This window comes from Tunturiibacter gelidiferens (assembly GCF_014201335.1).
GTDB lineage: Bacteria > Acidobacteriota > Terriglobia > Terriglobales > Acidobacteriaceae > Edaphobacter > Edaphobacter lichenicola_E.
The window spans coordinates 1-26,170 of sequence record NZ_JACHEB010000007.1; the positions used below are offsets into that span (position 1 = coordinate 1).

Consider the following 26,170-nt stretch of genomic DNA (forward strand, 5'->3'; position numbering starts at 1 on the left):
AGGACCAGATTCGCGAAAGGCGAAAATAGTATGACTTGCCCAACTACATGCCCTTGACACGGACCGGCCTTCTCATGGAAGGCCAATGCACTCATCGAAAACTGCTTAAGCGCCCCTCCAGGATTAGTCCTTTGAAACGCCCTTCTCATCCTTCGGACGATAGGTTGGCATCTCGGACCGTGGAAACTGAGCCCCTTTTCGCACCCACCGGCACAAGGTCCAAAACTCAATCGAACAGTCTTCCCTCCTGAACGCCCGGATACCAAACCCTTTCGCCCTCCACCCGCGCGAACTCCGTTATCCCGTGCGGCCTCCGCGAACTCCCACCCTCCATCGTCACGAAGATGTCCTCCACCGGGCCCCCGCGAGCCAGCACGGCATCGCCAATCAACGACCGATGGCACCTCCAGGGCACAGCCTCCGCACACATCACCACCGTCTGATCTAACTCCGGCAGCCCCATCAACCAATCGATCTCCGCAACAAACTCCGGCGTCTGCATATAGTCCGCATATCCCCGAAAGCTCTCATTCCGCCACCCCGTATTCACGCTGTCCTTCCGCGCTGCTCTCTTCCCACCCAGCCCCACCCGCCAAACCCCGCGAATCCCAACCTCCTCCAGCGAAGCAAACAACCTCTCCTGCCCAAACTGCGGATACCTCTTCGACCCCGGATACCTCCTCACATCCACCAACGTGTGACACCCGTTCTCCCGCAGTGCCCGCAGAAACGCCTCCAGCTCCAGCGTCGAGTGTCCAATCGTCATCATCCCTTCACCACCGAAAAATAAAGTTCATCAACGTGTCACATTTTTAGACGCCAAAAACATCCACTGCAAAAACACCACATCAGCCACGCAAATCACCACAACACCACCACAAAAACACCACACCAAAACACGCATTCGGCGCAAAACCCCTGCAAAAACGCCACTCCACCACAAAACAAAAAAACTTGCACCAAAACAAAAAAAGAGCGGTCCGGCAACCGCCGAACCGCCCATTTTTTCTCAATCCGAATTACACGGAAGCGTGAATAACCTCTTCGCGAACCACTTCATCCCGGACCTTCTCGACCTGCGTCTTCGGCAACGCTACCGCCAGCACGTCCTCAATACGAGTTGCGTAATGAAGCGTCACGCCCTCAATCTGATCCGGCGTTAAGTCCTCATCCACCTGCTGTTTGCAGTCCGTCGGCAGAATCACATCCCGCACACCGGCGCGCTTTGCAGCGAGAAACTTCTCCTTGATTCCGCCAACCGGCAGCACATTGCCGCTCAGCGTAATTTCGCCCGTCATCGCCGTCAGCGGATGCACCGGAGTGTCCGTCAACAAACTCACCAGCGCAGTCGCCATCGTCACGCCAGCCGAAGGACCATCCTTCGGAATCGCACCGGCAGGCACGTGAATGTGCAGGTCGGTGTCCTTCGTAAAGTCTTCATCGAGCCCTAACGACGCGGCATTCGAGCGCACCCAGGTCAACGCGGCCTGCATGCTCTCCTTCATCACATCACCAATCTGACCAGTGATCGTGAAGCCGCCTTTGCCCTTCATCCGGTTCGCTTCGATAAACAAAACATCGCCGCCCGCCGGTGTCCACGCCAGTCCAACCGCAACGCCAGCCCGTTTGGTGCGTTCTGCAATCTCCGTATCCACGCGTACTTTAATACCACCAAGAAACTCGTGAACAACCTCCGGGGTAATCACAACCTTCTCCGTCTGACCCTCCGCGATCTTGCGCGCAACCTTGCGGCACACCGTTCCGATCTGCTGTTCGAGCTTACGAACACCAGCCTCACGCGTGTAGTGCCGCGCGATCAGATGAACGCTGTCCTTCGGAAATTCGATCTGCTCTTCCGTAATGCCGTTCTCTTTAATCTGCCGCGGAATAAGGTATTTGATGGCGATATTCACCTTCTCCTCTTCCGTATAACCGGTCAGCTCAATAATCTCCATACGGTCCAGCAGCGGCCCCGGAATCGTATCCAGCTGGTTCGCCGTGCAGATGAACAACACCTTGCTCAGGTCGAATGGCTGATCGAGATAGTTATCCCGGAACGTATTGTTCTGCTCCGGATCCAGCGTCTCAAGCAACGCACTCGCAGGATCTCCCCTGAAGTCGCGTCCCAGCTTGTCGATCTCATCCAGCATGAACACGGGATCCTTCACCTCGACCCGCTTCAGATGCTGAATGATCTGCCCTGGCAGCGCGCCGATGTACGTTCTCCTGTGCCCGCGAATCTCCGCCTCATCATGCATGCCGCCCAGCGAAATACGCGAAAACTTCCGATCCAGCGCCTTCGCAATCGACCGCCCCAGCGACGTCTTACCCACGCCCGGAGGCCCAACGAAGCACAGAATCGGCCCCTTCATATCCGGCTTCAAGCGCCGCACAGAAAGGTAGTCGAGAATACGATCCTTCACTTTCTTCAGGCCGTAGTGATCCTCATCGAGAATCGCCTTCGCCTTCAGAATGTCCACCTCGCCCGAAGAGGTCTTCGACCACGGCAGCACCGCCAGCCACTCCACATAATTACGCGTGAGCGAGTAATCCGCAGCAGCAGGATTCATCCGGCTCAGACGCCCAAGCTCTTTCAGAGCGTCCTTCTTCACGTCCTCCGGCATTCCCGCCGTCTCGATCTTCTCCTTCAACTCAGCGATGTCCTTCTGCGTGTCATCCACATCGCCCAATTCCTTCTGAATCGCTTTCAACTGCTCGCGCAGATAATAGTCCCGCTGCGAAGACTGCACCGAATCCTGAACCTCGGTCTGAATCTTATTGCGCAGCTGCTGCACCTCCAGTTCCTTCGCGAGATGCTTATTAATGCGCTCCAGACGAGCCGACACATCCGGCGTCTCAAGCAGCTCCTGCTTGTCAGTCGTCGTCAAAAACGGCAGCGACGAAGCAATAAAGTCCGCGAGCCGTCCAGGCTCATCGATGTTGATTGCGATCGTCTGCAGATCGTCGCTCAAAGTGGGAGACGATGTCACAATCTGCTGAAACTGGCTCACCACATTCCGTTGCAGAGCTTCCGCCTCGGGCGTCTGCTGCGGCTCTACATCGACAATCGACTCATACTCTGCGGTCATAAACGGCGTAAGTTGCACAAATTCGCCAAGATGGACCCGCTCATTGCCTTCAGTAAACACAAACAGGCTCTGGTTCGGCATCTTGACAACCTTATGAACCGTCGCCCGTGTACCGGTAGCGAACAGATCCGCAGCCACTGGAGAATCCTGCCGCGCGTCCCGCTGCGCCACCACCAAAATGGTCTTCTCCTCGCCCAGCGACTGAATCAGCTGGATCGAGCTATCGCGTCCTACCGTCAGAGGCAGAACCGCATGGGGAAATAAAACGGTATCCCGTACTGGCAACACCGGAACAGGACGTTTTCCGACCGCTTCCGCGCCTGCCCCTTCACCGCTTTTCGTCGCCGTAGGTTGAATCACACTTACAAAGTCGCTTGGCATTGAGTGTACCTCTATCAGATTATCCACTATTCGATGCAGCAGGTCTTCATCTGGTCGCAAAGTATCGCCCTCACTCCGGAGATCGTGTCTCGTCACATTCCGTCATCGGCCATAACCCTATTCCCATCTGTGGTTAACTGGATTTAGAGAGACTTCTCCGGTCTCATCCCCAAATAAAACAAAAGGGCCTGTCCTAGTCCTGCCAATATCGGCCTAACCGGCGAGCAACGGGAGCTGAAATAGGAGACCGTCGCCGTACATCGTTCACCATCAACTCACGGTAATGGGGATGCTACGCTTCCACCTGCCGTCGCGCCACTATCGGCCAAAGCCCAAGATTCACCAAGTCTGAACCAGCTGGCTCCTGCCCCTTCTAGGCCGCCCGGTACCGCCCCAGTACCTTCACCATTCGGGAGTGCTCGCGCAGCGCACCCAAAGCGGCTTCGGCCTTCGCCGTCGAATCAAACCGCACGTCGACGTAGAAAACGTACTCCCACGGGCTCCCCGGCACCGGCCTGGACTCAATCTTCGTCAGGTCCACCCCGGCCTCCGCCAGTCGCTGCAAAGCAGTCACCAGCGTTCCCGGACGATTTTCAATGGCGAACGCCAAACTCATCTTGTTCTCGGCCATTATGCCGGCTTCGTCCAAAGTCGCGCCGTCAGCCCGCACCAGATAAAACCTGGTGTAGTTCTCGGCGTGATCCTCGACGCCAGCTACGACCACTTCGGCGCCGTACTCCGTTGCCGCCAGCATCGGAGCGATTCCCGCCACATCACGCAGACCCGCCTCCATAACGTGCTTCACACTTCCCGCAGTGTCATAAAAGGGAATTACCTCCAACTCAGGATGCGAAGCCAAAAATCGCCGGCACTGCGACAACGCGACCGGATGTGACATCACCCTTCTCACGTCCTCCGACTTCACGCCGGGCATTGCAATCACATTGTGCCGAATCCGCAGTAAGCTCTCTCTTACAATCTGCACCGGCGAATCCAGTAGCAGATCGTAGTGTTCGGCAACCGACCCATGCAAACTGTTTTCGATCGGCAGCACCGCCGCATCGACCTCCCCCGCGGCCACCTTCGCCAGCACCTGAACCGATAGGGTGCACGCGATGATCTCTAAATGCCCAAGGTTGCCCAGCATCTCGACGGTCGCCATGTGGCTATTCGAGCCCAACTCCCCCTGAATCGCCACCTTCAATCCAACCACCTCGCGTATCCGTATGTGCTCGATCCATATTTTATTCCCTTTGGCAACCCCCTCGACGAACCCGGCAACTTACCACAAGAAGGATCTGAATTCTTGAATGCCATCACGGCGAACCGGGAAGTAAATCCGGCAATCGTCTAGGAGAACGACATGCTTTGGACTATCACCATCATTCTTTTCATTCTCTGGGTCGTCGGGCTTGTGAGCAGCTATACCCTCGGCGGTTGGATTCACATCCTTCTGGTCCTTGCCATCATCGTTCTCATCTTCAACTTGATGTCAGGAAGACGAGCCCTCTAACCACGGCCGTAGGTGAACAGCCCTCCCTCTCACCACAAGCGTAAGGAGTAAACCATGAACACAGAAAAAGTAGAAGGTAAGTTCGACCAGGTAGCAGGCAAAATCAAGCAGAGCGTAGGCGAAGCAGTAGGTAATCAAAAACTCGCCAACTCCGGCGTAGCAGATCAGGTGAAAGGTGCCGCCAAGGAAACATGGGGCAATGCCAAAGATGCTGCTGCGGTAGCAAGCGATGACGCCCGCGCTCACACCGACGTTGGAACCGAAGACTACAAAGAACGCGCTGAGGATACCGCTCACAACACACGCGAAAAAATAGCGGCGACGGCCCAGCACGTCAAAGATAGCGTCAATGAAAAATTAGACAACTTCAAACGCGAACATCGCAGCTAAGCAAAGTCGAAATGCTCTCCCCAAAAGGCCCGCGACATGCGGGCCTTCTATTTGCGCATTAGGACATCTGCCGCGACAAACACAAAGAACACTACCGAAATCACGCCGTTCAGCGTAAAGAAAGCCGCATTCATTCGGCGCAGGTCCTTCGGCGAAATAATCGAGTGCTCATACAACAGCAGCCCCGTAACGAGCGCCACGCCAAACATCGCGATCCGTCCCAACCCGAACAATTCCATCAGCCAGCAGAGCATCAGCAGCATCCCCACGTGCATCAAGCGCGCAATCCAGAACGCGGCCGTAATGCCAAACGCCTGAGGCACACTGTTCAATCCAACGCTACGATCATGCTCGAAATCCTGACATGCGTAGAGCACATCAAATCCCCCGACCCACAGCAACACTGCAGCCGTCAACACGATGATTCTTATGTCCAGCGATCCCCTCACCGCGATCCAAGCTGCCGAAGGCGCGATTCCCAGCGCCAATCCCAACACAAGGTGTGACCACCGAGTAACACGCTTCATGTAGCTGTAGACCAGCACCACCAGCAGCGCAACAGGAGCAAGTTCCAAGGTCAACCGGTTCAGCATCGCAGCACCCAGTACGAAGAGCGCAATCGACACCACCACAAATCCCGCAACGAACCCATTGCTCAATGTGCCCGCAGGCAAAGCCCTCATCGCTGTACGCGGATTGGCCGAATCCAGCTGCGCATCCGCCAGCCGATTGAACGCCATCGCCGCAGACCTGGCAGCCACCATGCAAACAATAATCCAGCCCAGGACTCGCAGTGTCGGCCAGCCACCCGCTGCCAGTATTGCTCCTGTCAGCGCAAACGGCAGCGCAAACACCGAATGCTCCCACTTGATCATCTCAAGCGTTACAACCGTACTCTTCCACAACGATGCCATCTCTCCATCGTAAAAGAGTCATGCCACACCCACCTAATCGACGAGGCGCAAACGCCGGTAAACCGATCTATTTGTCCGATTTCTCCGCCTCACCACCAACCACTTCCAGATTGTTCACCACCTTGAACACACCAGGGACGCCATTCGCCCGTATATTCGCCACATCCTTATCCGATTGGCTATCCACCACTCCCGACAGAGTCACATTCCCATTCACCACCGTAATCCGAATCGGCTTCGCCGGATCGATAGCATATTTGTTCAACTGCGGAAAACCATAAATCGCCCGTGCCTCTGCCAATCGAATCCGATCATCCATCGGCGACACAGGTGCCACCTCCACGTTGTCGATCACGTCCTTCACCCCCGGATAGTTCTCGACCAGGCTAAGCGCAGAATCCTTATCCGTAGGCCCATACGCAATACCGCCCAGTGTCACAACGCCCTTGTCGACCCCGATCGTAAGCGCATTGAACGCCGTCGTGTTATATCCCACCCGGTCATACGCGAGCTTCTCCGCCAACTTATTCCGCAGAGTTACATCGTCAACCTCTGGCCCCGCAACCTCAATCAGGTTTTCGACACCCTTCACATTCTTGCGATGGTGTGCGCGATCGTCCGCATCCATCTTTGCGCTGTAAAGCTCCACCGTTCCCGTCAACGTCACGACGCCGTTCTGCACTGAACTCTTCACATCTTTGAACCGCTTGCTATCCAGCGACTTCGTTACATCCGCCTGAATCTGCGCATCGTTCGGCCCTGTGCTAACACTACTGGCCGCGCTTTGCGCCACGCCAATCGATGACCCGCCCAGCATAGCCAGACCGGCAAATCCCAGCGCACAGACGCATGCAAAATTCTTCACGCTCTTCATACCCTCCTCCGGAACTCTTAGCGCCGCGATAACGACGTGAAGCCTTATCGGTACACACATACGATGCAGCATCCGCTCAGCGCGCTAACGATACCTTTTCCGCAGCTTGTAAACAATACTGAATACGCCTGATTCATCACGCCCCACGACAATCGAGTTGTCGTGATTCAGGTCATACTGCACCTGAATCAACTGCTGCGCCGAAGTATTTACATTGGTCGCAAACGTAGCGGTAATCTGCCGCGACAGCTGCTGCTGCACAGTAATCCTCGCTGACGACCCGCCCAGCGTTCCCACAAACGCCGGATCGATCTTCACGCTACCCACACCGAACAGTTTCTCTACGCGATTGCTCACCGTAGCGTTCAACGCACCACCCAGCAGCGCACTCGTCGTCGGATCGGTCCCCTGCTGAGCCTGCCGCTCCTGATAAAGCTGAGCCTCCTCCTGCGTCCTGCCCAACGCCAACAACGCAAATACATCCGACTCGCTCAGCGGTGGCTCCGACCGATACGTTGGCTTCAGGTTCGTCGCCGTCCCATGCAGCCCGATCGTAATATCGTAGTTTTCCACCTGAGCCGTCGCGTCCAGATCAATAATCGGATCGATCCGTACCGGGTTCGTAAAATAGATCTCTCCGCGCTGTAGCTGATACTTCGTGCCCGCAAACGTCGCACTCCCTTCATTGATCTCAATACGCCCCAGCACAGAAGGCACCGCTGCTGTTCCGCGAATCTGCAGATCCACGATCCCGGCCAGTTTGGCGTATGAATTCTGAAAGTCCAGCTGCGGCGCACTCGTCACATGCACGTCGAGCCGAATCTTGTTTGCCGGCGTGTTCGGATCAGGCGGCGGAGCCACACCACCCGCGGAACCGAACGCCGCAAAATCCACGTCCGCTCCCACGCCAAACCGTGTAATCAAAATCGTTCCACTCAACAACGCGCTATCCGGCGCGCCCTGCAGCTTCAGATTCGCGTTCGCCGTCGCGCTCAACCCATACAACCGCACCCGAACGACATCGCCCGTCGCCGAAAGATCAGCGTACAAACCCTTCTTGTAGCGAATGAATCCACCGAGTTTCAGCGTGCCCCCGCCGGTCGTCGCGGTCAGGCTCTGTACCTGCAGCCGGTCGTCGTTGAACACCAGTGTGCCGTTCATATTACTCAACCCATTCGGTACACCATCGACCGCAACATTCACGTTGTCGAACTGCACCTTCCCCCCCAGTTGCGGATTCATCACGTACCCGCCGGCACTCACGGTGAACTCCACCTTGCCAGTCGAAATAATGTCCGAATCGAAGGTGTGAAGCAGCGTCATGCTCACATTTCCGGTCGCGCTCACATCCAACTTGCCCCCCTTCGGATCCGTCGACCCAAACAGCTGCCCCGTCCCCTTCGCCCGCATATCCGTATCCTGCCCGGTAATATGAACCTGATCGAGGGTCGCCAAACCATCGCGCAGCCCCACGCGCAGCGGCTCAGCCGCCTTCAGCTCTATTCCCTGCAGCTTTACATCCACCTGGCTGAACTCTGCTTCCCCACTTAGCGCCTTCGGTGTCTTCAACGGCCCACTCACTGTAGCTGTTCCATTGATCAAGGATTGCGCCTTCATCGTCCCCGGTCCAAACATCGCCAACGGCCTTCCGATATCCAGTCCCGACAGCGTCATCTTCGCCTGCATGTGGTAATCACCATCCAGTCGCGTCTGCCCCAAAGCTTCCAGTTTCGCCCCCACCAGGGTCGAATTCGCCGTGAAGTACACGATGTCTCCCTGGCTATGCGCCTCCACCGCGGCCTCGCCAATCCCCTGTCCCCGATAAGTCACGCCACGCAGCGTTACATTCGCCTTCAACCCGGGCTGCGTCAGGGTTCCATTCGCATCTGCAACCAGGTTCACCGTACCGTCCACCTCGCTCTCGGTCTTCTTCACCGTCTCGAACTTCGACAGCAAAATATCGTGCCCCTCCACATGCCCATGCAGACGATCCGTGCCCATGTCGTATCCGCCATCACCTGCAATCTGCATACCATGCAGCCGCAAGACCACATTCTTGGCTTCCAGATCTCTCCCCTGCACCGACACATCCGCCACAGCCGACTCATAGGGCTCTCCATAAGAGACACCATTCATCAACGAGAGGTGGCCCTCCCCACTCAAACTCCTCAGCGTTCCCACTGCATGGCCATTCAACGCAACCAATCCCGTCAGCGGTACCTTCTCCTGCTGCCCCGCGATCTGCAAAACGTCGACAACCTGCGCATTCGCCAGCTGCGCCTTCGCATCCAAAGACATCCCGTCATCCCACAGATAGGTCGCAACCCCGCGCGGCGACACAACCTTACGTGGCGCGATCTTACCCTCCAGATTCAACACTGCAGTCCCACGCTTGATCGTCGAACTCGCCACGATCACTCCACTGTTCGGCGAGTACTCTGCATCCGTCACCACCGAATCAATCAGCACATCCGTCGTTCCCAAGGCGAACTCCGCGTTCGTCGCCTGTAGATGCCCCTTCACATCCAGATTCGCAATCTTCCCTTGCGCCGTTCCATTGAACTGCATCGCGCCATGCAGCAGTACCGGAATCGCCGCCGTACCCCGCTTTCCATTTCCCTCCAGGTCCAGCGTAGTCAGCAACTGGTTGTACTCCGACAGATCCCGCACCGTCATATCTACTCGCAGATCAGTCAGCGGGTCACCCTCATTCACCCCCAATATTCCCGACGCCTCAAAGTTCGTCTCTGGCATCTGCAGCGTGATCCGTTGAATCCGTACCGTCTCATTCTTCCCTGAGTAATGCGCAAGCGCCAGCCCCGTCACGGGCACATCATTCAACGCTCCCCGCCGTTTCACCCCCGTCGGCGCAAACGTCAAATTCCCATCCACCTCCACCGTCTCGTCGATGTTCTTCGCCGGCCCACCCCATTCCACCTTCACCGGTCCGCTCACAGCCGTGTCGAATCCCAGATCGCCATAGTTCACAGGCGCCGTCACATCCATGATCGTTCTCAGCGGAATCTTGTTCACCGTTGCATTCAAGTAAGCATGCGCAGCCTGCACCGGAGGTACTTTCACCGGCTCAGTGATCGGCTCCTTTGCCCCTATCGTCTTGGCTGTCGTATTCGCTGTCGTCACGGCGGCCTTCGTCGTCGAGGAGCTGACCGCAACATCCTGCGGCGGCACCTCGCCCAACCAGTTCGCAATCCGCAATTCACCCGCCGCACTTCCACCGCCGGGCAGATATCCCGTAAGTGCCGTCAGCAGCAACTCGGTTGGCGTAACGTGCAGTGTCCCGCCGCCATCGATATCGTGCAATCGCACATTTTGATCCTTGTAGGCAGCCTTATGGACCTTTGCCGTTCCCGCCAGCAGATACCCCGCCACGCAATCCGGGTCAGGCGGCAATGGCCGCGGCGGAACTCGCGTCTCCTTCGGATGGCTTCGCTCCCAAAAAGGAGGATGTTTCTGCGCAACCGAAGGCGAGGTCGCACAGTTATGCCCGTTCAAATCCAGATCGATCGTGCCCGCATTCAAACCATCCACATCCGCGAGCACAGAAATCTGCTTCACTTCGATCGTGCCCTTCACCTTCGCCTGCCACTCCGGGTTGGCAAAGTGTTTGAAACTCCCAGTAGCATCCAGCTTCGAACTCTTACCGGTCGTGAAATCCAGTCGCTGCAACTCAATCGCATCTCTTCCCAACTCCACCGCTACGCTCAACGCTGACTGCGCCTCCACCTGCTTACCCATCTTCGTCCGCAGATCCTTCAAATCCACCGTCGCGCCGTAGCGATCCGTCGAAGCGATGTAGTGCACCTCCGCACTCAGATCCCGAGCTGCAAGATTGAACGGAATGGCCCGGTTATTCAGTAGCACCAATCCATTCGACAGCGTCACCTCATCCGCCTTCAGATCCAGGAGAGTGTCCATGACCGGCTTCTTACTCGTGTTCGGATGCTTTGGCACTGGCTGGTTCGTCTTTCCATCCTTATCCACGATCAAATGAAACTGCGGATGCTCCACGCCGAGATAGTTCAATTGCACATGCGACGAAATCCCACTCCCCGCTACATGCGTGAAGAAGTCGAAGATCTGCACTCGAAGCAGAATCTTGTCCGCCGCAAGATAAGGAGCCTCACCCGGACCCTCCAACCCATGAATCACCAGCCCATCGGCCTCGACCGCAAGATGCCACAGATCGAAGCTGACCTTTCCCAGCTCGACCCTTCCACCCGTGGCGTCCTCGAGAACTTTGACGACCTCTTTCCCAACTCGCCGATTGAAATCGTCCGTCTTCGAGTACCAGGCAAACAACCCAAACAACACCAGCACCACCACCAGCAGCGCCGCCACCGTCCAACCAATCCAGAGCAACATCCGCTTCGCCAGCGATCGCTTCACCTTCGTAATCTCGCCGGCAACAGCCGCCTCAAGCTCCTCCTTCTTTTCTTCAAATTTTTTCTCCAGATCGCTCATGGCGCCACCTCACCTGGAGTCATAATCTTCACGCTGCCCTGCGCCCGCAGCGACTTCAACCAATCCACCAGCAGAGCGCCCACCTGCTGCTGCAACTCCACCTCTTCGATCCTCTTTCGGATCGTATCCAGCTCCGGCGGGGTCACATTCCGTTTCGCATACTCCGGCAGCATCCTCTTCTCATAAAATTCCTTGATCTCCGCATCCGAAACCTTGATCCCATTCCGAAAGCGCACTTCGATAAACTTCAGCAGCTCCATCCGCAGCCGCCACCGCTCCCGAAACTCCTCCTCTGTAAAACCGTGAGCGCTCAGGAACTTCTTCCACCCGTCGTCGGTTTCGCAGTGATACTGCAGCTTGCAATCGGGAATATCCTTTCGCAACGTCGTTAACTGCTCGTCGAGGTCTTTATCAGAGATCTTATCTTCCGGCTCCAGTGCTGCCTGCTGCAAAATCAACGCCCGGTCCACCAGTCGCTCAAGAACTCTCTCCCTGGTGTTATCTCCCGTAACCCGGCGGTAAGGCTGAATCTCCTCAAACCGCCGCTCCTCATCGACATCACTCTCTAGAATCACATCGTCGTTCACCACCGCAACCACGCGATCCAGCACCACTCCCTGCTGCCCGGCCGAACCGCTCGCAGCATTTGGCGTCGAACTCGTGGCCCCAGTCTGCGATGTCACGGTCTGCCCGGAGGTCGCTCGCAATGAAGCCCGGACCGGCACACTCATCCACACAGGTGTCATCACAAGCGCCACCAGCAACAACCGCTCCATCGTATTTTGCGTCATCCAACGCATCTAGAAGCTCTCTCCAATGCTGAAGAAAAAGTTGAAGTGCGAAGCCTGGCCCTCATGCGGAGGGTTATTGTTGAAGTCATAAATAACCGGATACACCGGTGGATTTAGGTTATAGCTGAAGTCCACACGCACCGGTCCAACCGGCGTCTTGTAGCGCGCCCCCAAACCCACCGCATGTGAAAAATAATTGAAGTCGCATGTCCCAATGCTTCCCGACACATTCGCGCAAGTCTCCTTGTTCGGCTGATGGAATCGCGTAAAGCTCGGAAACATCTCATTCGCTTCTTGAAACACGTTGCCCATATCGTGAAAGATCACGAAGTTCACGCTATTGCCCACCAGTGGCAACGTCTGCGCCGGCAAACGCAACTCAAGCGAATTCACAAATGCTGCCGACCCACCCACCGGAAAGCCAGTCTGCAAATCCCTTGGCCCCGCCCCATTGATCGGAAACCCTCGATGGGAGTTCGCGCCGCCGGCATACAACCGCTCCGGCAACGGAATCGAATTGCAGCTCGGATTCGTCGTCAGCAGTACTCCCACGCACGCATCGCTTCCCGCGTTCGGATTTATCCCCGACGCCCGCTCATACCCAATCCTTGTCGAACGTGCAAGCACGTACTTCAGCTTGCCAAACTGGTAGTACGTCGAGTTCGTTCCATCCAGCTTCCAGAAGTCCGTCTGCGACCCAAACTTCGACGACGCCACAAACCCCTGTATCGTCGAGTACTCTCCCTTCACTGCGTCCAGCGGCCCCGGCGACCGCGTATCGTGAAACCACGTGACTCCCGGCCCACCTACGCGAACTGGCTGCGACAGCAACGGAATCAAATCTGCCGACACCTGCAGGCTGTTCGGGTCAACCTTTACGCGGCGATACAGGAAGTCGTAAATAAACGTATGCGTCCGCCGCCACTTCTCCGTGATTCGAAAATCACCCTGTAGAGTCGACGCCGCAAACGTCGTAATGTCCTGCACATTCGAGTATCCGCCCGAAAGCGCTGCACTGAAGTTCTTGCTGCCATAGAGATGCGGATTCTGCAGTGTCAAAATCGCCACTTGTTCCAGCAACCCATACGACGTGTGCAGAGTCAGCGAATCCTCAGTTCCCCGCAGATTGATCCTCGACACATCCAGCGAAACCCGTGGGCTCACGCCGGGCTTGCCCTCCGGAGACAGTTGGTTACAGGGATAGGTCAGTCCAAGCTGGATGCACGACGCCTCCGAGATTGTCCCAGGCTGCGGTGTTCCCGTCTGCGCTTCGAAGCCGAAACCATACGTCACGTTCCACCGCTTCGCCTCGGTCACCTGCAGCACCACGTTCTTCTGCGGAGCGTCTCCCGCGGGATTCTGTACCGCCGCCACCACTTCATTGAACAACGCAATGTTATATAAATTTCTTTGCGTCTGAAGAAGAGCCGTCTGGTCCAGCGGGTCCCCCGCATGCACCAGAATCTGTTGAGCCACAACACTTGGCTTGGTCTTCTCCACTCCCGACAGCAGCACTCGGTTCACAAACACCTGCTGCCCCTCGGTCACATCTAACGCCACGTCCGTTTTGTCCGTGCCCGCTGCTTCCTTCGTCTGCTTGATCTCAACCTTGACCTGGTCGAACCCATGCGCCAGGTAATACTGCAGCACCGTATCGCGATCGCCCGACAGCGTCACCAGCGAAAAAGGCTGGCCCTGCTGAGCATTCATCAATCCCCGCACATCCTGCAGCCGGCTTGCATCCACTCCCACCAGGTCCACCGTACCGAACTTCTGTTGTGGCCCTTCAACGATCGTGAAGGTCACACCAATCTCACCCGCCTTCAACGGCTTTCCGTCTTTACCGACGGTTACATCTTTTACATCCGTTGTGATTTTCGCGTCATCAAAACCATTCGCTCGGTACAACGCCTGAATCGCGCTTACGTCACCGGACACCAGCGCCGGACTATACCGCCCACTCCGCTGATACGCATTCGACTTCTGCACCCGCATCCGCTCATGCAGCAGATCATCCGTGAAGTATTTGTTGCCCTTCAGATTCACGGCCACGACCTTGTGCTTCACCCCACGTTCCACAGTGAATACCACCTGCTCGGTTGTGGTGGCATTCCCCACCACCCTCACCGCTACCTTCGCATCGAAGAAGCCTTGCTGTTGTTCGTAGTCGCGAATGTTGAAGACGCCCTCGTTCAGCAGATCATTGTCAATCGTGCCTTCCTCAAAGATCGGAACCAACAGGTGCAGGCGACCCGTCGAAATCTTCGCCCCCTCCACCGACACCTTCACCTGCGGACCCTGGTTCGCATGGAACTCATAATCAACCTTGTCCCGCACATTGTCATACGTCTGCTTCTGCAGCGAAACCGTCGCCTCCAGTCGATCTTTCTTCTGGTATAGCTTCCGCAGGCGGTCTAGCGCGTTGCTGGTCGAATCGCGCCGCACCTTGCTGTTCTCCTTCAGCTTCGACTGCTTCTGGAACTCCTCCGGCGTCAACCCGGTATCGTCGCCCACCAGCTTGACTTGTCCCACTCTGGCCTGAAGCCCAATTGAAACCGTATAGGTTACATTTATCTGGTGGCCTACTTCATCGGTCTCCGACTTCACTGAGACCGTCGGCTCGTAATACCCCTGCTGCTGCAGAATCTCCTTGATCCCTTCCGTTCCAGCCGGTATCTGTGAGTCGGTGAACGCCGTCCCGGGCGAAAGTTTTGTCGCAAACTCCAATAGCGGAGCCAGCCGGTCGCTCTTCACCCCAGTGATCGTCACTCTCCCCACGTAGTACCGCGCCACGCCAGCGAAGATCAGCGTCACATGATCCCCCTGCCGCACCCCGCGAACCGCGATATCCCGATACCGCCCACTTACAAACAATCGCCGCAGACTGGCCCGTACCTCATCCGGATCCAGCGGCTGACCAACCTTCTGTGGCAGCTCCTTCGGCAGCGTATCGGTCGCATCGAACGTCACGCCCTCGAACAGGATCTTCTCGACGATGAGCCCCTTCCACTGCCACACCGAAGTCGTCAGCCCCGCATCTTGAGACGTATCTGTTTTCTTCTCCTCAACGGGCTTCGTCTGCTGCCCCTGCGCAGGCGTCGCTCCTGTGCCGGCCAAACCTGGAGTGGCACTCTGCGAGCCAGAAGGAGTCGGAGTCTGCGGAACCTCCTGTCCCGCGGCCACACCCACCATCACCCACAATCCGAGCCACACTGCCGCCGCCGCGCCACAACCGCACCTCATCCACCGTGGTATTCGCGCACGACCTCGAAGCAGCTGACCCAAAAAACCACCCATCATTCCTTATCTAATTTGAGGAGCCCAGCAAGTCTTTCATGATGCACAGCGAGTCCGCATCCGAGCCTGCGCAATCGCGGCAACTCTCCTTCTCCCTAGGATGCCGAAAGCCTTCGGGCAGCAGCCGGGTTCCCCTGCACATCCGTCCTTCCCTATACTACGAAACAGCCGTCTTTTTAGACGGTGCGATCTTCATCATGTCAAAGCATCCCGCAACCACCTTTGAAGAACGGCCCCCGAGCATCCACATCGGCACCCCCGCCGACGCGCAATCCTCCGAAACGCCTCCGCCCAACCCTACCGGCCCCGCCATCCCCGACTCAGACCGCTACTCCCGCCAGATTCTCTTCCCGGGCATTGGAGCCACCGGCCAGCATCTGCTCGCCTCCGCCCACGTCGCCATCATCGGCGTCGGAGCCACCGGAGCCGCCACCGCCTCCCTCCTTGCCCGTGCCGGCGTCGGCACCCTCACCCTCATCGACCGCGACTTCGTCGAACCCTCCAACCTCCAGCGCCAGATCCTCTTCGACGAGGCAGACGCTCGCGAATCCCTCCCCAAGGCCGAAGCCGCCCGCCGCAAGATCGCCCTCTTCAATTCAGCCGTCTCGGTCCACGCTCACATCGCGGACCTCGTCCCAGCCAACATCCACGAGCTCCTCGCCCCCGCCCATCTCATCCTCGACGCCACCGACAACTTCGAGACCCGCTATCTCCTCAACGACTACTGCGTCCAGCAATCCAAACCCTGGATCTACGCCGCAGCCATCGGCGCCTACGCCGCCACCATGAACATCCTTCCACTACCGGAGGAGCAAGCCCACGAACCCGCACCCTACCCCCCCACTGCATGCCTCGCCTGCATCTTCCCCAAGCCGCCCACCGGCCCGGTAGAAACCTGCGACACCGCCGGCATCCTCTCCACCGCCGTCAACCTCGCAGCCTCCATCCAAACCACCGAAGCCCTCAAGCTCCTCACCAACCAGCCCAACCTCATGCGCCGCACGCTGATCTCCCACAATCTTTGGTCGAATGAGCAAAGCGAAATCACCACCGCCAAACCCAATCCCGCCTGCACCGTCTGCGGTCAGCGCATCTTCACTCACCTCGCCGGTGTCGGCCGCCCTCACATCACTCTCTGCGGCCGCAACTCCGTCCAGATCCACGAGCACCACCGCCCCGTCGACTTCACCGCTATGCGCAACCGCCTCGCACCTCACGCCGACATCCACGATCTCCGCTTCAACGAACTCCTTCTCCGCTTCAAACGCGGTCCCCACACCTTCACCCTCTTCCCCGACGGACGCGCCCTCATCCAGGGCACCACCGACATCACCCTCGCACGCTCCCTCTACGCCCGTTTCATCGGCTCCTAACCCCTGCGGCTCTTAGTGCTTGCCCTGAAACAACCCTTCCCTTCTGTCCTCCATCAAAACTACGTGCACAGAAACTCAATCTCCGTTTGCGGTAGGCTCGATGCAGGCGAAAACTCAACCGTGAATGACTACTAAGTCCGGAGTCTAGCTATGGACGTCCAAGGCCTACAAATGACCCAACAAACACCACCCACTCCTGGCGTCTTCAAGCGCAATCCACCCATCGCGGGTGAAGCCGAAGCCATCGAAGCGGCAAAGAATGGCGATGCAGAAGCATTCTCCCGCCTCTACGCCCTCCACAAACGCCGCGTCTACACCCTCTGCCTCCGCATGCTCGGCAACGTCTCCGAGGCCGAAGATATGACACAGGAGGCCTTCCTCCACCTCTTCCGCAAAATCGGCAGCTTCCGCGGAGAGTCCGCCTTCTCCACCTGGCTTCATCGGCTTACAGTAAACCTGGTCCTCATGCATCTCCGCAAAAAAGGCCTCAACCTGGTCTCGCTTGAGGAGACCATCAACCCATCCGAAGAAGACGCACCCAAGCGCGACTTCGGCAGCCGCGATCTAGCTCTTACCGGTTCAGTCGACCGCGTAGCCCTCGAGCGCGCCGTCGCTTCCTTGCCCCCCGGTTACCGCATGGTGTTTGTCCTGCACGATGTCGAGGGCTTCGAGCACAACGAGATCGCCACCATGCTCGAGTGCTCCACCGGAAACAGCAAATCGCAGCTACACAAGGCCCGCCTCAAGCTCCGTGAACTCCTCCGCCAGCCTGAACCAGCTGCCCAGCCAAACGGCCTCAAGGAGGTAGCGGTATGACAGAATTCCAATCGCTCGACTTCGACAAGATGACCCCTGCCGACTTCGAGCAATATCTCCCAGAGTTCTTCGCCAATGGCGACGGTCACGTCAGCACCGACCCACGCCTCCAAACTTTCCTCAAAAACAATCCTGACTGCGCCGCCCTCGTCCGCGACCTCGAAGCCATCGCCGACCAGGCCCGCAGCCTCTTCGAACCTAGCGAAGACCAGGACCCCAGCGATGCCGTCTGGAGCAACATTCAGAACAAGCTGAAACAGGGCGTCAGCGTCAGTGGCGAAGACGACTCCCCAGTTCCCCAAACCGTTTAGGCCGCTTTAAACCGTATCTGCCCATCCAGTCTCAAATGGATGGGCAGATCTCTTTAATACCCTCGGAAACTATCGAAAGTAGCCAGTCCTCGTACGCACAACAACGTCCTGTTTATCCGGAAGACCTCCATAAACATCCGGTTTAAGCCGAAGCTCAAGTTTGCAAAACGTCCCGTCCGGCTTCACGTTCGTAGGTTTGTACCCAAGCGTGTATCGCCCGCGAAGCTGATCAATCAACTCAGCCAGCCGATCGGCAACCTCCTTCTTGCTCGTGTTCAAAACAGGTCCTCCAGTCAGATCCGCATATTTGCGGATGTCCCCCATATGCGCGACAAAGAAAAAAGCAACCATCACAGCATCCGTCTCCGCAGTTCGGTCGATCAGCGCCGAAACCACCACCCCTGACCGTAGAAGGCTCGCCGTCGCCTCTTCCTTTGTATGCAAATATGTCGGGGCTTCCTTCCCCATGATCTTCCGCGTATGCGAATTTTCCTGGTTCGCGGTTCCGTCCGTGAGCCACACCAGCACCTTCCTGCCCCCCGGAGCAGTCGATTTCATCGCCTCGTCTACGGCTTCATACATGCTCTCGTGAATAAACGTCCCCTCGCTGCTCTTCATACTCGAAGCTTTCCCAATAGCATCAGCAGCAAGCGAACGGTCCGTAGTAAAACCTTGCAGCAGCTTCGCATGCGAAGAGAAGACCATCACCGCCACCTCATCCTGCGGTTTCAGATGGTTTAGCACCTCACGCGCTCCCCCAGCCAGTGATGCAAGCGCCGGACGCACCGTCTCCGTCAGATCAAACAGAAAGACCACCGACAGAGGCAGTTGATCGTGACTGAAGTAAGTGATCTGCTGCGGAACCCCATCTTCCGACAACAAAAAATCATCCGGCTTCAACGCCCCAATCAGATTCCCCGTCTTCTTGTTTTCAACCTCAGCATCGAGAACCACGAACTTTGTCGAAACATGAATCGTGGACCCGGCATCGACCTGCGCCGGCGTCGAATCCTGTCCATAGACAGAGCAGCAAAATCCCATCGCCACACAAAGCAAAGCCGAGCGCACAAGTAAACTCATGCCCCCAAATACGTCCACTGACCGATCGAAGTTCCCAGGCACAATTAAAACTCAGTCAACAAATCACTCCAGCCTGCGAGGACGACAACCACACCCGTTGCGACCTCGCATCTCAAGGCTTCTTCACTTATTCTCTGCCTTGCGCACCACCGGCTGGTACTCACCCGGCACCATGCGGAACGAGATCGCAATCCGGTTCCATCCATTGATCGCGATCACAGCCAGCGTCAGGTTCACCAGCTCCTCCTCCGAAAAGTGCTGCTTCGCATGCTCATACACCGCATCCGGAACATGGTCCACACTCACCAGAGTCAGAGCCTCAGCCCACGCCAGAGCCGCCTGTTCCCGATCCGTAAAGAACGGCGTCTCCCGCCACGCATTCAAAGCATAGAGCCGCTGTTCGCTCTCGCCCTTCGCACGCGCATCTTTCGAGTGCATATCCAAACAATATGCACACCCGTTGATCTGCGAAACCCGCATCTTCACCAGTTCCAGCAGCGACGGCTCCAGCTTCGACGACTTACTAACAAACATCTCCAGCCCCATCATCGCCTGATACGCCGAGGGAGAAGCCTTCTGAGGTTCCATTCTTGCTTTCATCGTTATTTCCTCCACACACTCAGACTAGAGCAGCTATGGATCATCGAACAGGTCCACAATCAAATGTCGAACCAGTCCACTTTTCGATCTTGCGATAAACTCGCGGCATCTCCTCTTCGCCACCGTGCTCCGATCATCTAACAACTAAATGCGACAGCCCATCTCCACCCTTTGATGGATGGGCGATCCCATCTCGGACGCGTACGATGGCTCCCTAATGGAACAACGCCGCCAGATGGGTTTAACCGCCGCCCTCTCCGTCGTCACGGGCGAATCAATCGCGCTCGGCATCTTCCTCACTCCCGCAGCAATGGCACGATCGTTAGGCTCGCCTCTCCTCCTGGCGGCCGTATGGTGCGGCATGGGCTTCATGACGCTCTGCGGAGCCATCTGCTACTCCGAACTAGCCATCACCTACCCGCTCACCGGCGGAGAGTATGTCTACCTCCGCCAGGGCTATGGCACCCGCCTCGCATTTCTCTACGGCTGGATGTCCGCCGCCGTCATGGATCCAGGCATCGCCGCCGCGCTCGCCGTGGGCGCAGCCCCCTATGTCCTTTCGCTCTTCGGCCTTTCTCCAAGCACTCAAATTGTCATCCCCGCGCTAATCCTCATCGGCCTTGCTGTGCTCAACTACGTCGGCACCCGCCTTAGCCGTCGTGTCATGACAACCGCCAACTTGTTGAAGATCGCAGTTCTCATATGCCTCGTCCTCTGGGCATCGATCTCCAAACACGCTACCGTCGCAAACCTCCTGCCCTTGACCGAGCGCCGCCCAGGCTCCGAACCTTTCTTCGCCGCCATCGCCGGCGCCACCGTCAGCGCCTTCTTCAGCTTCGGCGGATGGTGGGAGGCAGCCAAGATTGCTGGCGAAGTCCGCAACCCACGCCGCAACATGCCACTCGCCTTCACCTGCGGCGTACTACTGGTCACAGCGGTCTATCTCCTCGTCAGCGCCTCGTTCCTGATGGTCGTCCCGCTCGAAAAGATCGTCTCCAACACAGCCTTCGTCGCCCAGTTCGGCGAAGCGCTCTTCGGCACAACCGGAGGCAAAGTCCTCTCCGCCTGCGTCCTGCTCTCTGTCCTTGGAGGACTCATGGCACTCACCATGGCCGCCCCACGCGTCTACTACGCCATGGCAAAAGACGGCGCCTTCTTCGCCCCATTCGGCAAGCTCCACCCACGCTTCGGAACTCCCGCCAACGCCGTCCTCCTGCAAACCAGTCTCGCCCTGCTGGTCCTCTGCTTCGGAGCCTTCAACCGCATCCTCTCCTTCATCATCTTTTCGGCAGTCTGCTTTCTCGCGCTTTCCGTCACCACCCTCTTCCGCATGCCGCAACCTGTGCGCCGATGGTGGTTCCCCGCCGCACCTATGGTCTTCCTCCTCGGCTGCACCATCATCAATCTCATGATCCTCATGCACGATCCCATCCCGGCACTCGTAGGTCTGGTCATCGTCCTCTGCGGCGACCCCGTCCGCCGCTTCTTCTTCGCAAAGTCAACTCCCACCACCAACCCGCTCCCCGAACAAATCACATCCTGAAAGGAACACCGCTTATGGCACACATCAAACTTCCCGAAGGTCTCCCCGGCATACGCGGCGCAATGGCCTTCCGCCCCGAAACCGCTCGGCCGCTCAACGATCTCGTAGAAGTCCTCCTCCACTCCCCCAACTCCCTCACCCCCGGCGAGCGCGAACTCATTGCAACCTACGTCTCCTCCGAAAACGACTGCTACTACTGTCAAACCATCCACGGAGCCATCGCCGCCGCAAGCCTCAACGGCGACGAAGCCGTCGTCAAGCAGGTGAAGCACGACTTCCACAACGCCGCCATCTCCGAAAAACTAAAAGCTCTCCTCGTCATCGCGGGCAAAGTACAGCGCGGCGGCAAGCACGTCACCACCGAAGACGTCGCAGCCGCCCGCGCCCAGGGCGCAACCGACATCGAGATCCACGACACCGTCCTCATCGCCGCCGCCTTTTGCATGTTCAACCGCTACGTCGACGGCCTCGCCACCATCCAGCCACGCGACGAAGCGATGTATCGCGAGCGCGGCAAGTGGATCGCGCGCGAAGGATACGTCAACGTCAGCAAGGAATATCTACCAGCCGAAGCCGCACGCTAACAGACGAAGGAGAGACTCATGCCACACATCAAACTACCCGAAGGCTTCGCCGGAATCAGCAGCGGCTTCGTCTATCGCCCCGAAACCGCCAAGCCCATGCGCGAACTTGCCCACATCCTCCTCCACGAGCCCAGCACCCTCACCCCCGGTGAGCGGGAACTCATTGCAACCTACGTCTCCAGCCAGAACGACTGCTACTTCTGCCAGACCAGTCACGCCTCAGCTGCCGCCGCGCACCTCGGCAACGATTGGGGTCTAACCGAACAGGTAAGACAGAACTACGAACAAGCACCAGTCTCAGACAAACTAAAAGCCCTCCTCACCATCGCAGGCAAAGTCCAACAAGGCGGAAAGCACGTCACCTCAGAGGACGTCGCAAAAGCCCGCGAACAAGGCGCAACCGACCTTGAAATCCACGACACCGTCCTGATCGCCGCAGCCTTCTGCATGTTCAACCGCTACGTCGACGGCCTGGCCACCTGGCAGCCCGAAGACCCAGAAATGTACGCCAAAATGGGCCAACACCTGGCCACCGAAGGTTACCTCGCCCCCTCCATTAAAGCCTGAATGCAAGCCACCACGCAGGGACCGTGAGTGTCTGCTTATGGACTCCCACGTCCATAAGCGGACACCATTTCACCCACTGTTCCCTCCGAACCCCTCCGAAAGTACGGCAAAATACTGAGAAACAAGCATCCCTTCGCCCATCAGCTTCGGTCACTCACATGCTCCAACTCTCTCCAGATCCAATCGGCTGCGACCTGGAGTCTGCATGAGCTCTCTCATTCAAGACATACGCTACGCAATCCGCCAGCTACTCAAAAGTCCCGGATTCGCAATCACAGCGATTCTCTCTCTCGTCTGTGGAATCGCCGCAACCTCCGCCGTCTTCAGCGTGGTCTGGGGAGTTGTGATGAACCCCTATCCCTACGCCGCACCCGACCGCATGGTGCACTTTGCCCTCGGCGGAGCCACAGCCGGTGGCTACCAGAACGTGCAGCTAACCGCCCCTCAGTGGCAACAACTTCGACAGCTCCCCGCAATCGAGGACTCGATCCTACTAGCCTTCAAACGCTTTACCATCACAGGAAGCGATCTACCCGAAGACGTCCAGGGCACCCAAATGACCTCGAACGCCTCTAACTTCTTCGGCGTACCCGCACTGATCGGCCGAGGTCTTCTCCCGTCCGACGCAAGCGACGACCGCGATCCGCAGCCCATCGTTGTGCTCGGCTACAAGTTCTGGCAGCGTCGGTTCAACGGCGACCCCGCCATCCTCGGCAAGACCATTCAGTTGGATCACCAGCCGTATAACGTAGTCGGCGTTGCCGCAAAGCGGTTCGTGTGGAACGATGCAGACGTCTATCTCCCCCTCAAGACAACCGCAGGCGCCGACGCCTACACGGTAGAAGCACGCCTGAAGCCCGGAGTCAGCCACCACCTCGCCGAACAGCAGATGCAACCGCTCCTCACTCAGTTTGAAAAAGACACTCCTCGAAACTTCGGACCAAAGCCGGGACCGCTGACCATCATCGGCCTCAACGATCAGTTCATGAAAGCGATCGGCCCCTCCCTCGCTCTACTCTTCGGCGCCGTACTCCTGCTCCTCGCCATCGGTTGCGGCAACGTGTCCATCCTTCTCCTCGCCCGTGGTGTAGCACGCGAGCATGAGTTTGCCGTACGTGCCGCCATCGGAGCCTCGCGCGCGCGCATCGTCCGCCAGCTACTCACAGAAGCCCTTCTGCTGTCAGTCACCGGCGCCGCGCTGGGAGTGCTCCTCGCCTATAGGCTCCTCGCAGGCATTATCGCGCTCCTGCCCGAGTATTCTTTTCCCCACGAGGCAGCCTTCGCCATCAACCTCCCTGTCCTGTCATTCTCCGTCGCAGTGGCTCTCCTTACCGGCATCTTCTTCGGACTCTGGCCTGCGCTCCGTCTCTCGCGCCCCGACGTTCGCGAGGCCATGCAGACCGGCACTCGCAAAGTCGCAGGCACAGTCAGCGGACGCGCGCTCCATAGCGCCCTCATCGCAGGCCAGATCGCACTTACCCTCTTGCTCCTGTCGGCCGCCGGCGCAGCCGTTCAAAGTTTTCTCAAACTCGCCCACACCCATCTCGGATACGACCCGCACAACACCATGTCCCTCGGCATTCCACTGCGGGACTCCTACTCCACCCTTACCGCACGCTCTGCCTACGTGGAACTCCTCCGCAACAAAGTCGCGGAGATCCCCGGCATCAACATGGTAGCCGTTTCCGCCAACGCTACTCCTCCGAACAACGGTCTCGAAACGCCGATGGAACTCCTTGGCCAACCCTCCTCGGAGGACCAAAAGGTGCGGCTTAACTTTGTCAGCGAGGAATACTTTCCACTCCTGAAGATCTCCCTGCTCCAGGGACGGCTCTGGACCGAAGCAGAGAACCATAACGCAAACTTAGTCGCAGTCATCAACGAAACCTTCGCCCACAAATACTTCCCGAAAGGCGACGCCATCGGTCACTCCATCCAGGTAAAGGCTCTCAAAGACCCGCCTTCGTTCGTGACCACTCAAACAGGTGCAAGTGGCTGGCTCCAGATCATCGGGGTAACCGAAGACAAGCTCGATGACGGGATGAGTAATCCGGTCGTGCCCGAGGTCTCCATTCCCTACACGCTGGCAATGTGGGGTTATACCCAGTTTCTGGTACGCACCGACGGCCCGCCCGCCGCAATGATCCACACCATCGGCCTGCAGGTCGCCTCCGTCGACCACGATCAACAGATCGGCTCCACCGTACGCGACCTCGAACACTGGATCAGCACTCAACCCGAGTACGCCCAGGGCCAGCTTCTCTCATGGCTCTTCGCTGGATTCGCCGTGCTCGCTCTTCTTCTCGCTGCAGTCGGCCTCTACAGCGTCGTCTCCTACACCGTCTCGCAACGCACCAACGAGTTCGGCATCCGCATGGCGCTGGGTGCGCCGCGCGGCAGTGTGCTTGAGTTAGTCGTGCGCTCAGCCATCACCAGTGTCGGCACCGGCGTGGCAGTTGGAATCCTTCTCACCATCCTGCTGCAAAAGGGCCTGGCTCACTGGGCAACAGCAACCAACCAGACGTTCGCTCCCCTGCTCTACGCAATCGCCATCCTCGCCTCCGTCGTCCTCATCGCCAGCGGCATCCCAGCCCGTCGCGCCACCCAGATAGAGCCAATGGAAGCCCTACGCTACGAGTAATCACGCGCGCCGGCGCGATCCTTCGTAATGTTTTCGGCTCGATTGTAAGTCGAAAGACCTGAGATGAATTCATAGCGATAATTCGGTTAACTGCAATCGCCGCATCATCGCCACTGAGTGATTCAAGCCGAGTCAATCCTTCGGTTTAAGAGCAGGAGACTTGCTCTTCACATCCACTCTCAGCTTTTGGAATATGCCTGCCAGATCGTACTGGTGGTACTCGGCCGGCACAGATACTTCAACTGCGCGATGGCCTGCCTTTTCATCCGCGTTCGGACGAGCGTGGACCGGAGCAGTAGTATCCAGCCGCGCCGCCGCCACGATATCGCCATTTTTGTCGTATACGACGTGTAGTTTCATACATACCTCCTTTAATGATTCGGCATAACGACGAGCGCAACCCGGAACGCAACGATCCCGCCGAGTTCGCTGTGGGCTCCAATGGTTTCGGTGATAAACGGGTCTTCCTTGTTGTCGGTATCGAATGACTCAGAAACCCGTACGAGTTGCGTGCTAACAAAATCGCTGAAAAAGCTGACCGCGGCAAAGCGGCCTTCGTCAAGCACTCCAGGCCAGGTGATCGTCCACGATACCGTTGATCCGGATGCCTGTCCCACAAAATCCGTTAACCCAAAATCTGCTTGTACGCTCATCATTGGCTCCTTTCGCAGCTCACACGGTAGTGATATTAACGTGACAATCGTTTCTAGGGTGAATGCCGATCTACAGGAGAGGGAGGATATCTTTCGGCATGGCGACGGATTATAGCTCAGCAACAGGACCAAGTGATAGCGGCAGTCTCGCGAGTCAGATCAACAACAATAACCGCGCCTGTAGTGAGCATTTGTTTTCTCGATAAGCGATAAATCGCCGATGCACTCATTGAGCTCGGATTAGCGCTAAATCGGCTTGTCGCCACTAATC

General features: G+C 57.5%; 22 protein-coding genes. 9 read left to right on the plus strand and 13 right to left on the minus strand.

What is annotated here, in order from left to right:
• Positions 1 to 226 precede the first annotated feature (226 nt).
• The 4 genes from HDF14_RS14825 to pheA all read right to left on the minus strand — a co-directional run bounded on the left by HDF14_RS14825 (position 227) and on the right by pheA (position 4,683).
• Positions 227 to 769 (minus strand): DUF488 family protein, encoded by a 543-nt coding sequence (locus tag HDF14_RS14825; RefSeq protein ID WP_183978089.1) that lies wholly within the window; start codon positions 767 to 769, stop codon positions 227 to 229.
• Between the two features lie 27 nt (positions 770 to 796).
• Entirely contained in the window at positions 797 to 1,003 is a 207-nt protein-coding gene (locus tag HDF14_RS14830; protein WP_183978092.1) for a hypothetical protein, read from the minus strand.
• Positions 1,004 to 1,019: 16 nt separating this feature from the next.
• Positions 1,020 to 3,470, minus strand: coding sequence for an endopeptidase La (gene lon, locus HDF14_RS14835; RefSeq protein WP_183978094.1), 2,451 nt, complete (start codon positions 3,468 to 3,470; stop codon positions 1,020 to 1,022).
• A gap of 373 nt (positions 3,471 to 3,843) precedes the next feature.
• Positions 3,844 to 4,683, minus strand: coding sequence for a prephenate dehydratase (gene pheA / locus HDF14_RS14840; protein WP_313899592.1), 840 nt, complete (start codon positions 4,681 to 4,683; stop codon positions 3,844 to 3,846).
• A gap of 150 nt (positions 4,684 to 4,833) precedes the next feature.
• On the opposite strand from pheA, the gene HDF14_RS14845 reads away from it, so the two are divergent.
• Both HDF14_RS14845 and HDF14_RS14850 read left to right on the plus strand, forming a co-directional pair.
• Complete coding sequence (locus HDF14_RS14845) at positions 4,834 to 4,983, plus strand: lmo0937 family membrane protein (RefSeq protein WP_183978096.1); 150 nt, start codon at positions 4,834 to 4,836, stop codon at positions 4,981 to 4,983.
• A 54-nt stretch (positions 4,984 to 5,037) separates the two neighbouring features.
• Positions 5,038 to 5,373, plus strand: coding sequence for a CsbD family protein (locus HDF14_RS14850; protein WP_183978098.1), 336 nt, complete (start codon positions 5,038 to 5,040; stop codon positions 5,371 to 5,373).
• A gap of 47 nt (positions 5,374 to 5,420) precedes the next feature.
• On the opposite strand, the gene HDF14_RS14855 is transcribed toward HDF14_RS14850, so the two are convergent.
• From HDF14_RS14855 to HDF14_RS14875, 5 genes are all read right to left on the minus strand, one after another.
• Positions 5,421 to 6,287 (minus strand): UbiA-like polyprenyltransferase, encoded by an 867-nt coding sequence (locus HDF14_RS14855; protein ID WP_183978100.1) that lies wholly within the window; start codon positions 6,285 to 6,287, stop codon positions 5,421 to 5,423.
• A 67-nt stretch (positions 6,288 to 6,354) separates the two neighbouring features.
• The gene (locus tag HDF14_RS14860; RefSeq protein WP_260698300.1) at positions 6,355 to 7,161 is read right to left on the minus strand and encodes a BON domain-containing protein; all 807 of its coding nucleotides are present in this window, start codon (positions 7,159 to 7,161) and stop codon (positions 6,355 to 6,357) included.
• Positions 7,162 to 7,245: 84 nt separating this feature from the next.
• A complete protein-coding gene (locus tag HDF14_RS14865) occupies positions 7,246 to 11,643 on the minus strand; it encodes a translocation/assembly module TamB domain-containing protein (protein ID WP_183978109.1) in 4,398 nt (1,465 codons plus the stop codon).
• Positions 11,640 to 12,443 (minus strand): SurA N-terminal domain-containing protein, encoded by an 804-nt coding sequence (locus tag HDF14_RS14870; protein ID WP_183978111.1) that lies wholly within the window; start codon positions 12,441 to 12,443, stop codon positions 11,640 to 11,642. Before HDF14_RS14870 ends, HDF14_RS14865 begins: the two co-directional genes overlap by 4 nt.
• Positions 12,444 to 15,677: an outer membrane protein assembly factor gene (locus HDF14_RS14875; protein ID WP_260698301.1), complete on the minus strand. Its 3,234-nt coding sequence runs from the start codon at positions 15,675 to 15,677 to the stop codon at positions 12,444 to 12,446.
• A 248-nt stretch (positions 15,678 to 15,925) separates the two neighbouring features.
• Between HDF14_RS14875 and HDF14_RS14880 the strand changes: the two genes are divergently transcribed.
• The 3 genes from HDF14_RS14880 (at position 15,926) to HDF14_RS14890 (ending at position 18,231) form a co-directional block, all read left to right on the plus strand.
• Complete coding sequence (locus tag HDF14_RS14880; RefSeq protein ID WP_406707230.1) at positions 15,926 to 17,104, plus strand: ThiF family adenylyltransferase; 1,179 nt, start codon at positions 15,926 to 15,928, stop codon at positions 17,102 to 17,104.
• 150 nt (positions 17,105 to 17,254) lie between these two features.
• Positions 17,255 to 17,920, plus strand: coding sequence for an RNA polymerase sigma factor (locus tag HDF14_RS14885; RefSeq protein ID WP_183978115.1), 666 nt, complete (start codon positions 17,255 to 17,257; stop codon positions 17,918 to 17,920).
• Positions 17,917 to 18,231: a hypothetical protein gene (locus tag HDF14_RS14890; RefSeq protein ID WP_183978117.1), complete on the plus strand. Its 315-nt coding sequence runs from the start codon at positions 17,917 to 17,919 to the stop codon at positions 18,229 to 18,231. Before HDF14_RS14885 ends, HDF14_RS14890 begins: the two co-directional genes overlap by 4 nt.
• A gap of 69 nt (positions 18,232 to 18,300) precedes the next feature.
• Here the strand turns inward: HDF14_RS14890 and HDF14_RS14895 are convergent, their stop codons facing one another.
• Entirely contained in the window at positions 18,301 to 19,311 is a 1,011-nt protein-coding gene (locus HDF14_RS14895) for a VWA domain-containing protein (RefSeq protein WP_183978119.1), read from the minus strand.
• 123 nt (positions 19,312 to 19,434) lie between these two features.
• Positions 19,435 to 19,911, minus strand: a complete 477-nt coding sequence (locus tag HDF14_RS14900) for a carboxymuconolactone decarboxylase family protein (RefSeq protein ID WP_183978121.1) — start codon at positions 19,909 to 19,911, stop codon at positions 19,435 to 19,437.
• 217 nt (positions 19,912 to 20,128) lie between these two features.
• Between HDF14_RS14900 and HDF14_RS14905 the strand changes: the two genes are divergently transcribed.
• The 4 genes from HDF14_RS14905 to HDF14_RS14920 all read left to right on the plus strand — a co-directional run bounded on the left by HDF14_RS14905 (position 20,129) and on the right by HDF14_RS14920 (position 25,246).
• Positions 20,129 to 21,454, plus strand: a complete 1,326-nt coding sequence (locus tag HDF14_RS14905) for an APC family permease (protein WP_183978123.1) — start codon at positions 20,129 to 20,131, stop codon at positions 21,452 to 21,454.
• Positions 21,455 to 21,468: 14 nt separating this feature from the next.
• Positions 21,469 to 22,038: a carboxymuconolactone decarboxylase family protein gene (locus tag HDF14_RS14910; protein ID WP_183978125.1), complete on the plus strand. Its 570-nt coding sequence runs from the start codon at positions 21,469 to 21,471 to the stop codon at positions 22,036 to 22,038.
• Positions 22,039 to 22,056: 18 nt separating this feature from the next.
• On the plus strand, positions 22,057 to 22,605 hold the full coding sequence (locus HDF14_RS14915) for a carboxymuconolactone decarboxylase family protein (RefSeq protein ID WP_183978127.1): 549 nt from the start codon (positions 22,057 to 22,059) through the stop codon (positions 22,603 to 22,605).
• A gap of 205 nt (positions 22,606 to 22,810) precedes the next feature.
• Positions 22,811 to 25,246, plus strand: a complete 2,436-nt coding sequence (locus HDF14_RS14920) for an ADOP family duplicated permease (protein WP_183978129.1) — start codon at positions 22,811 to 22,813, stop codon at positions 25,244 to 25,246.
• Between the two features lie 132 nt (positions 25,247 to 25,378).
• Here the strand turns inward: HDF14_RS14920 and HDF14_RS14925 are convergent, their stop codons facing one another.
• A complete protein-coding gene (locus tag HDF14_RS14925; protein WP_183978131.1) occupies positions 25,379 to 25,606 on the minus strand; it encodes a hypothetical protein in 228 nt (75 codons plus the stop codon).
• A gap of 11 nt (positions 25,607 to 25,617) precedes the next feature.
• Positions 25,618 to 25,902 carry a hypothetical protein gene (locus HDF14_RS14930; RefSeq protein WP_183978133.1) on the minus strand — a complete coding sequence of 95 codons (285 nt, stop codon included), beginning with the start codon at positions 25,900 to 25,902 and terminating at the stop codon, positions 25,618 to 25,620.
• Between the last annotated feature and the right edge of the window lie 268 nt (positions 25,903 to 26,170).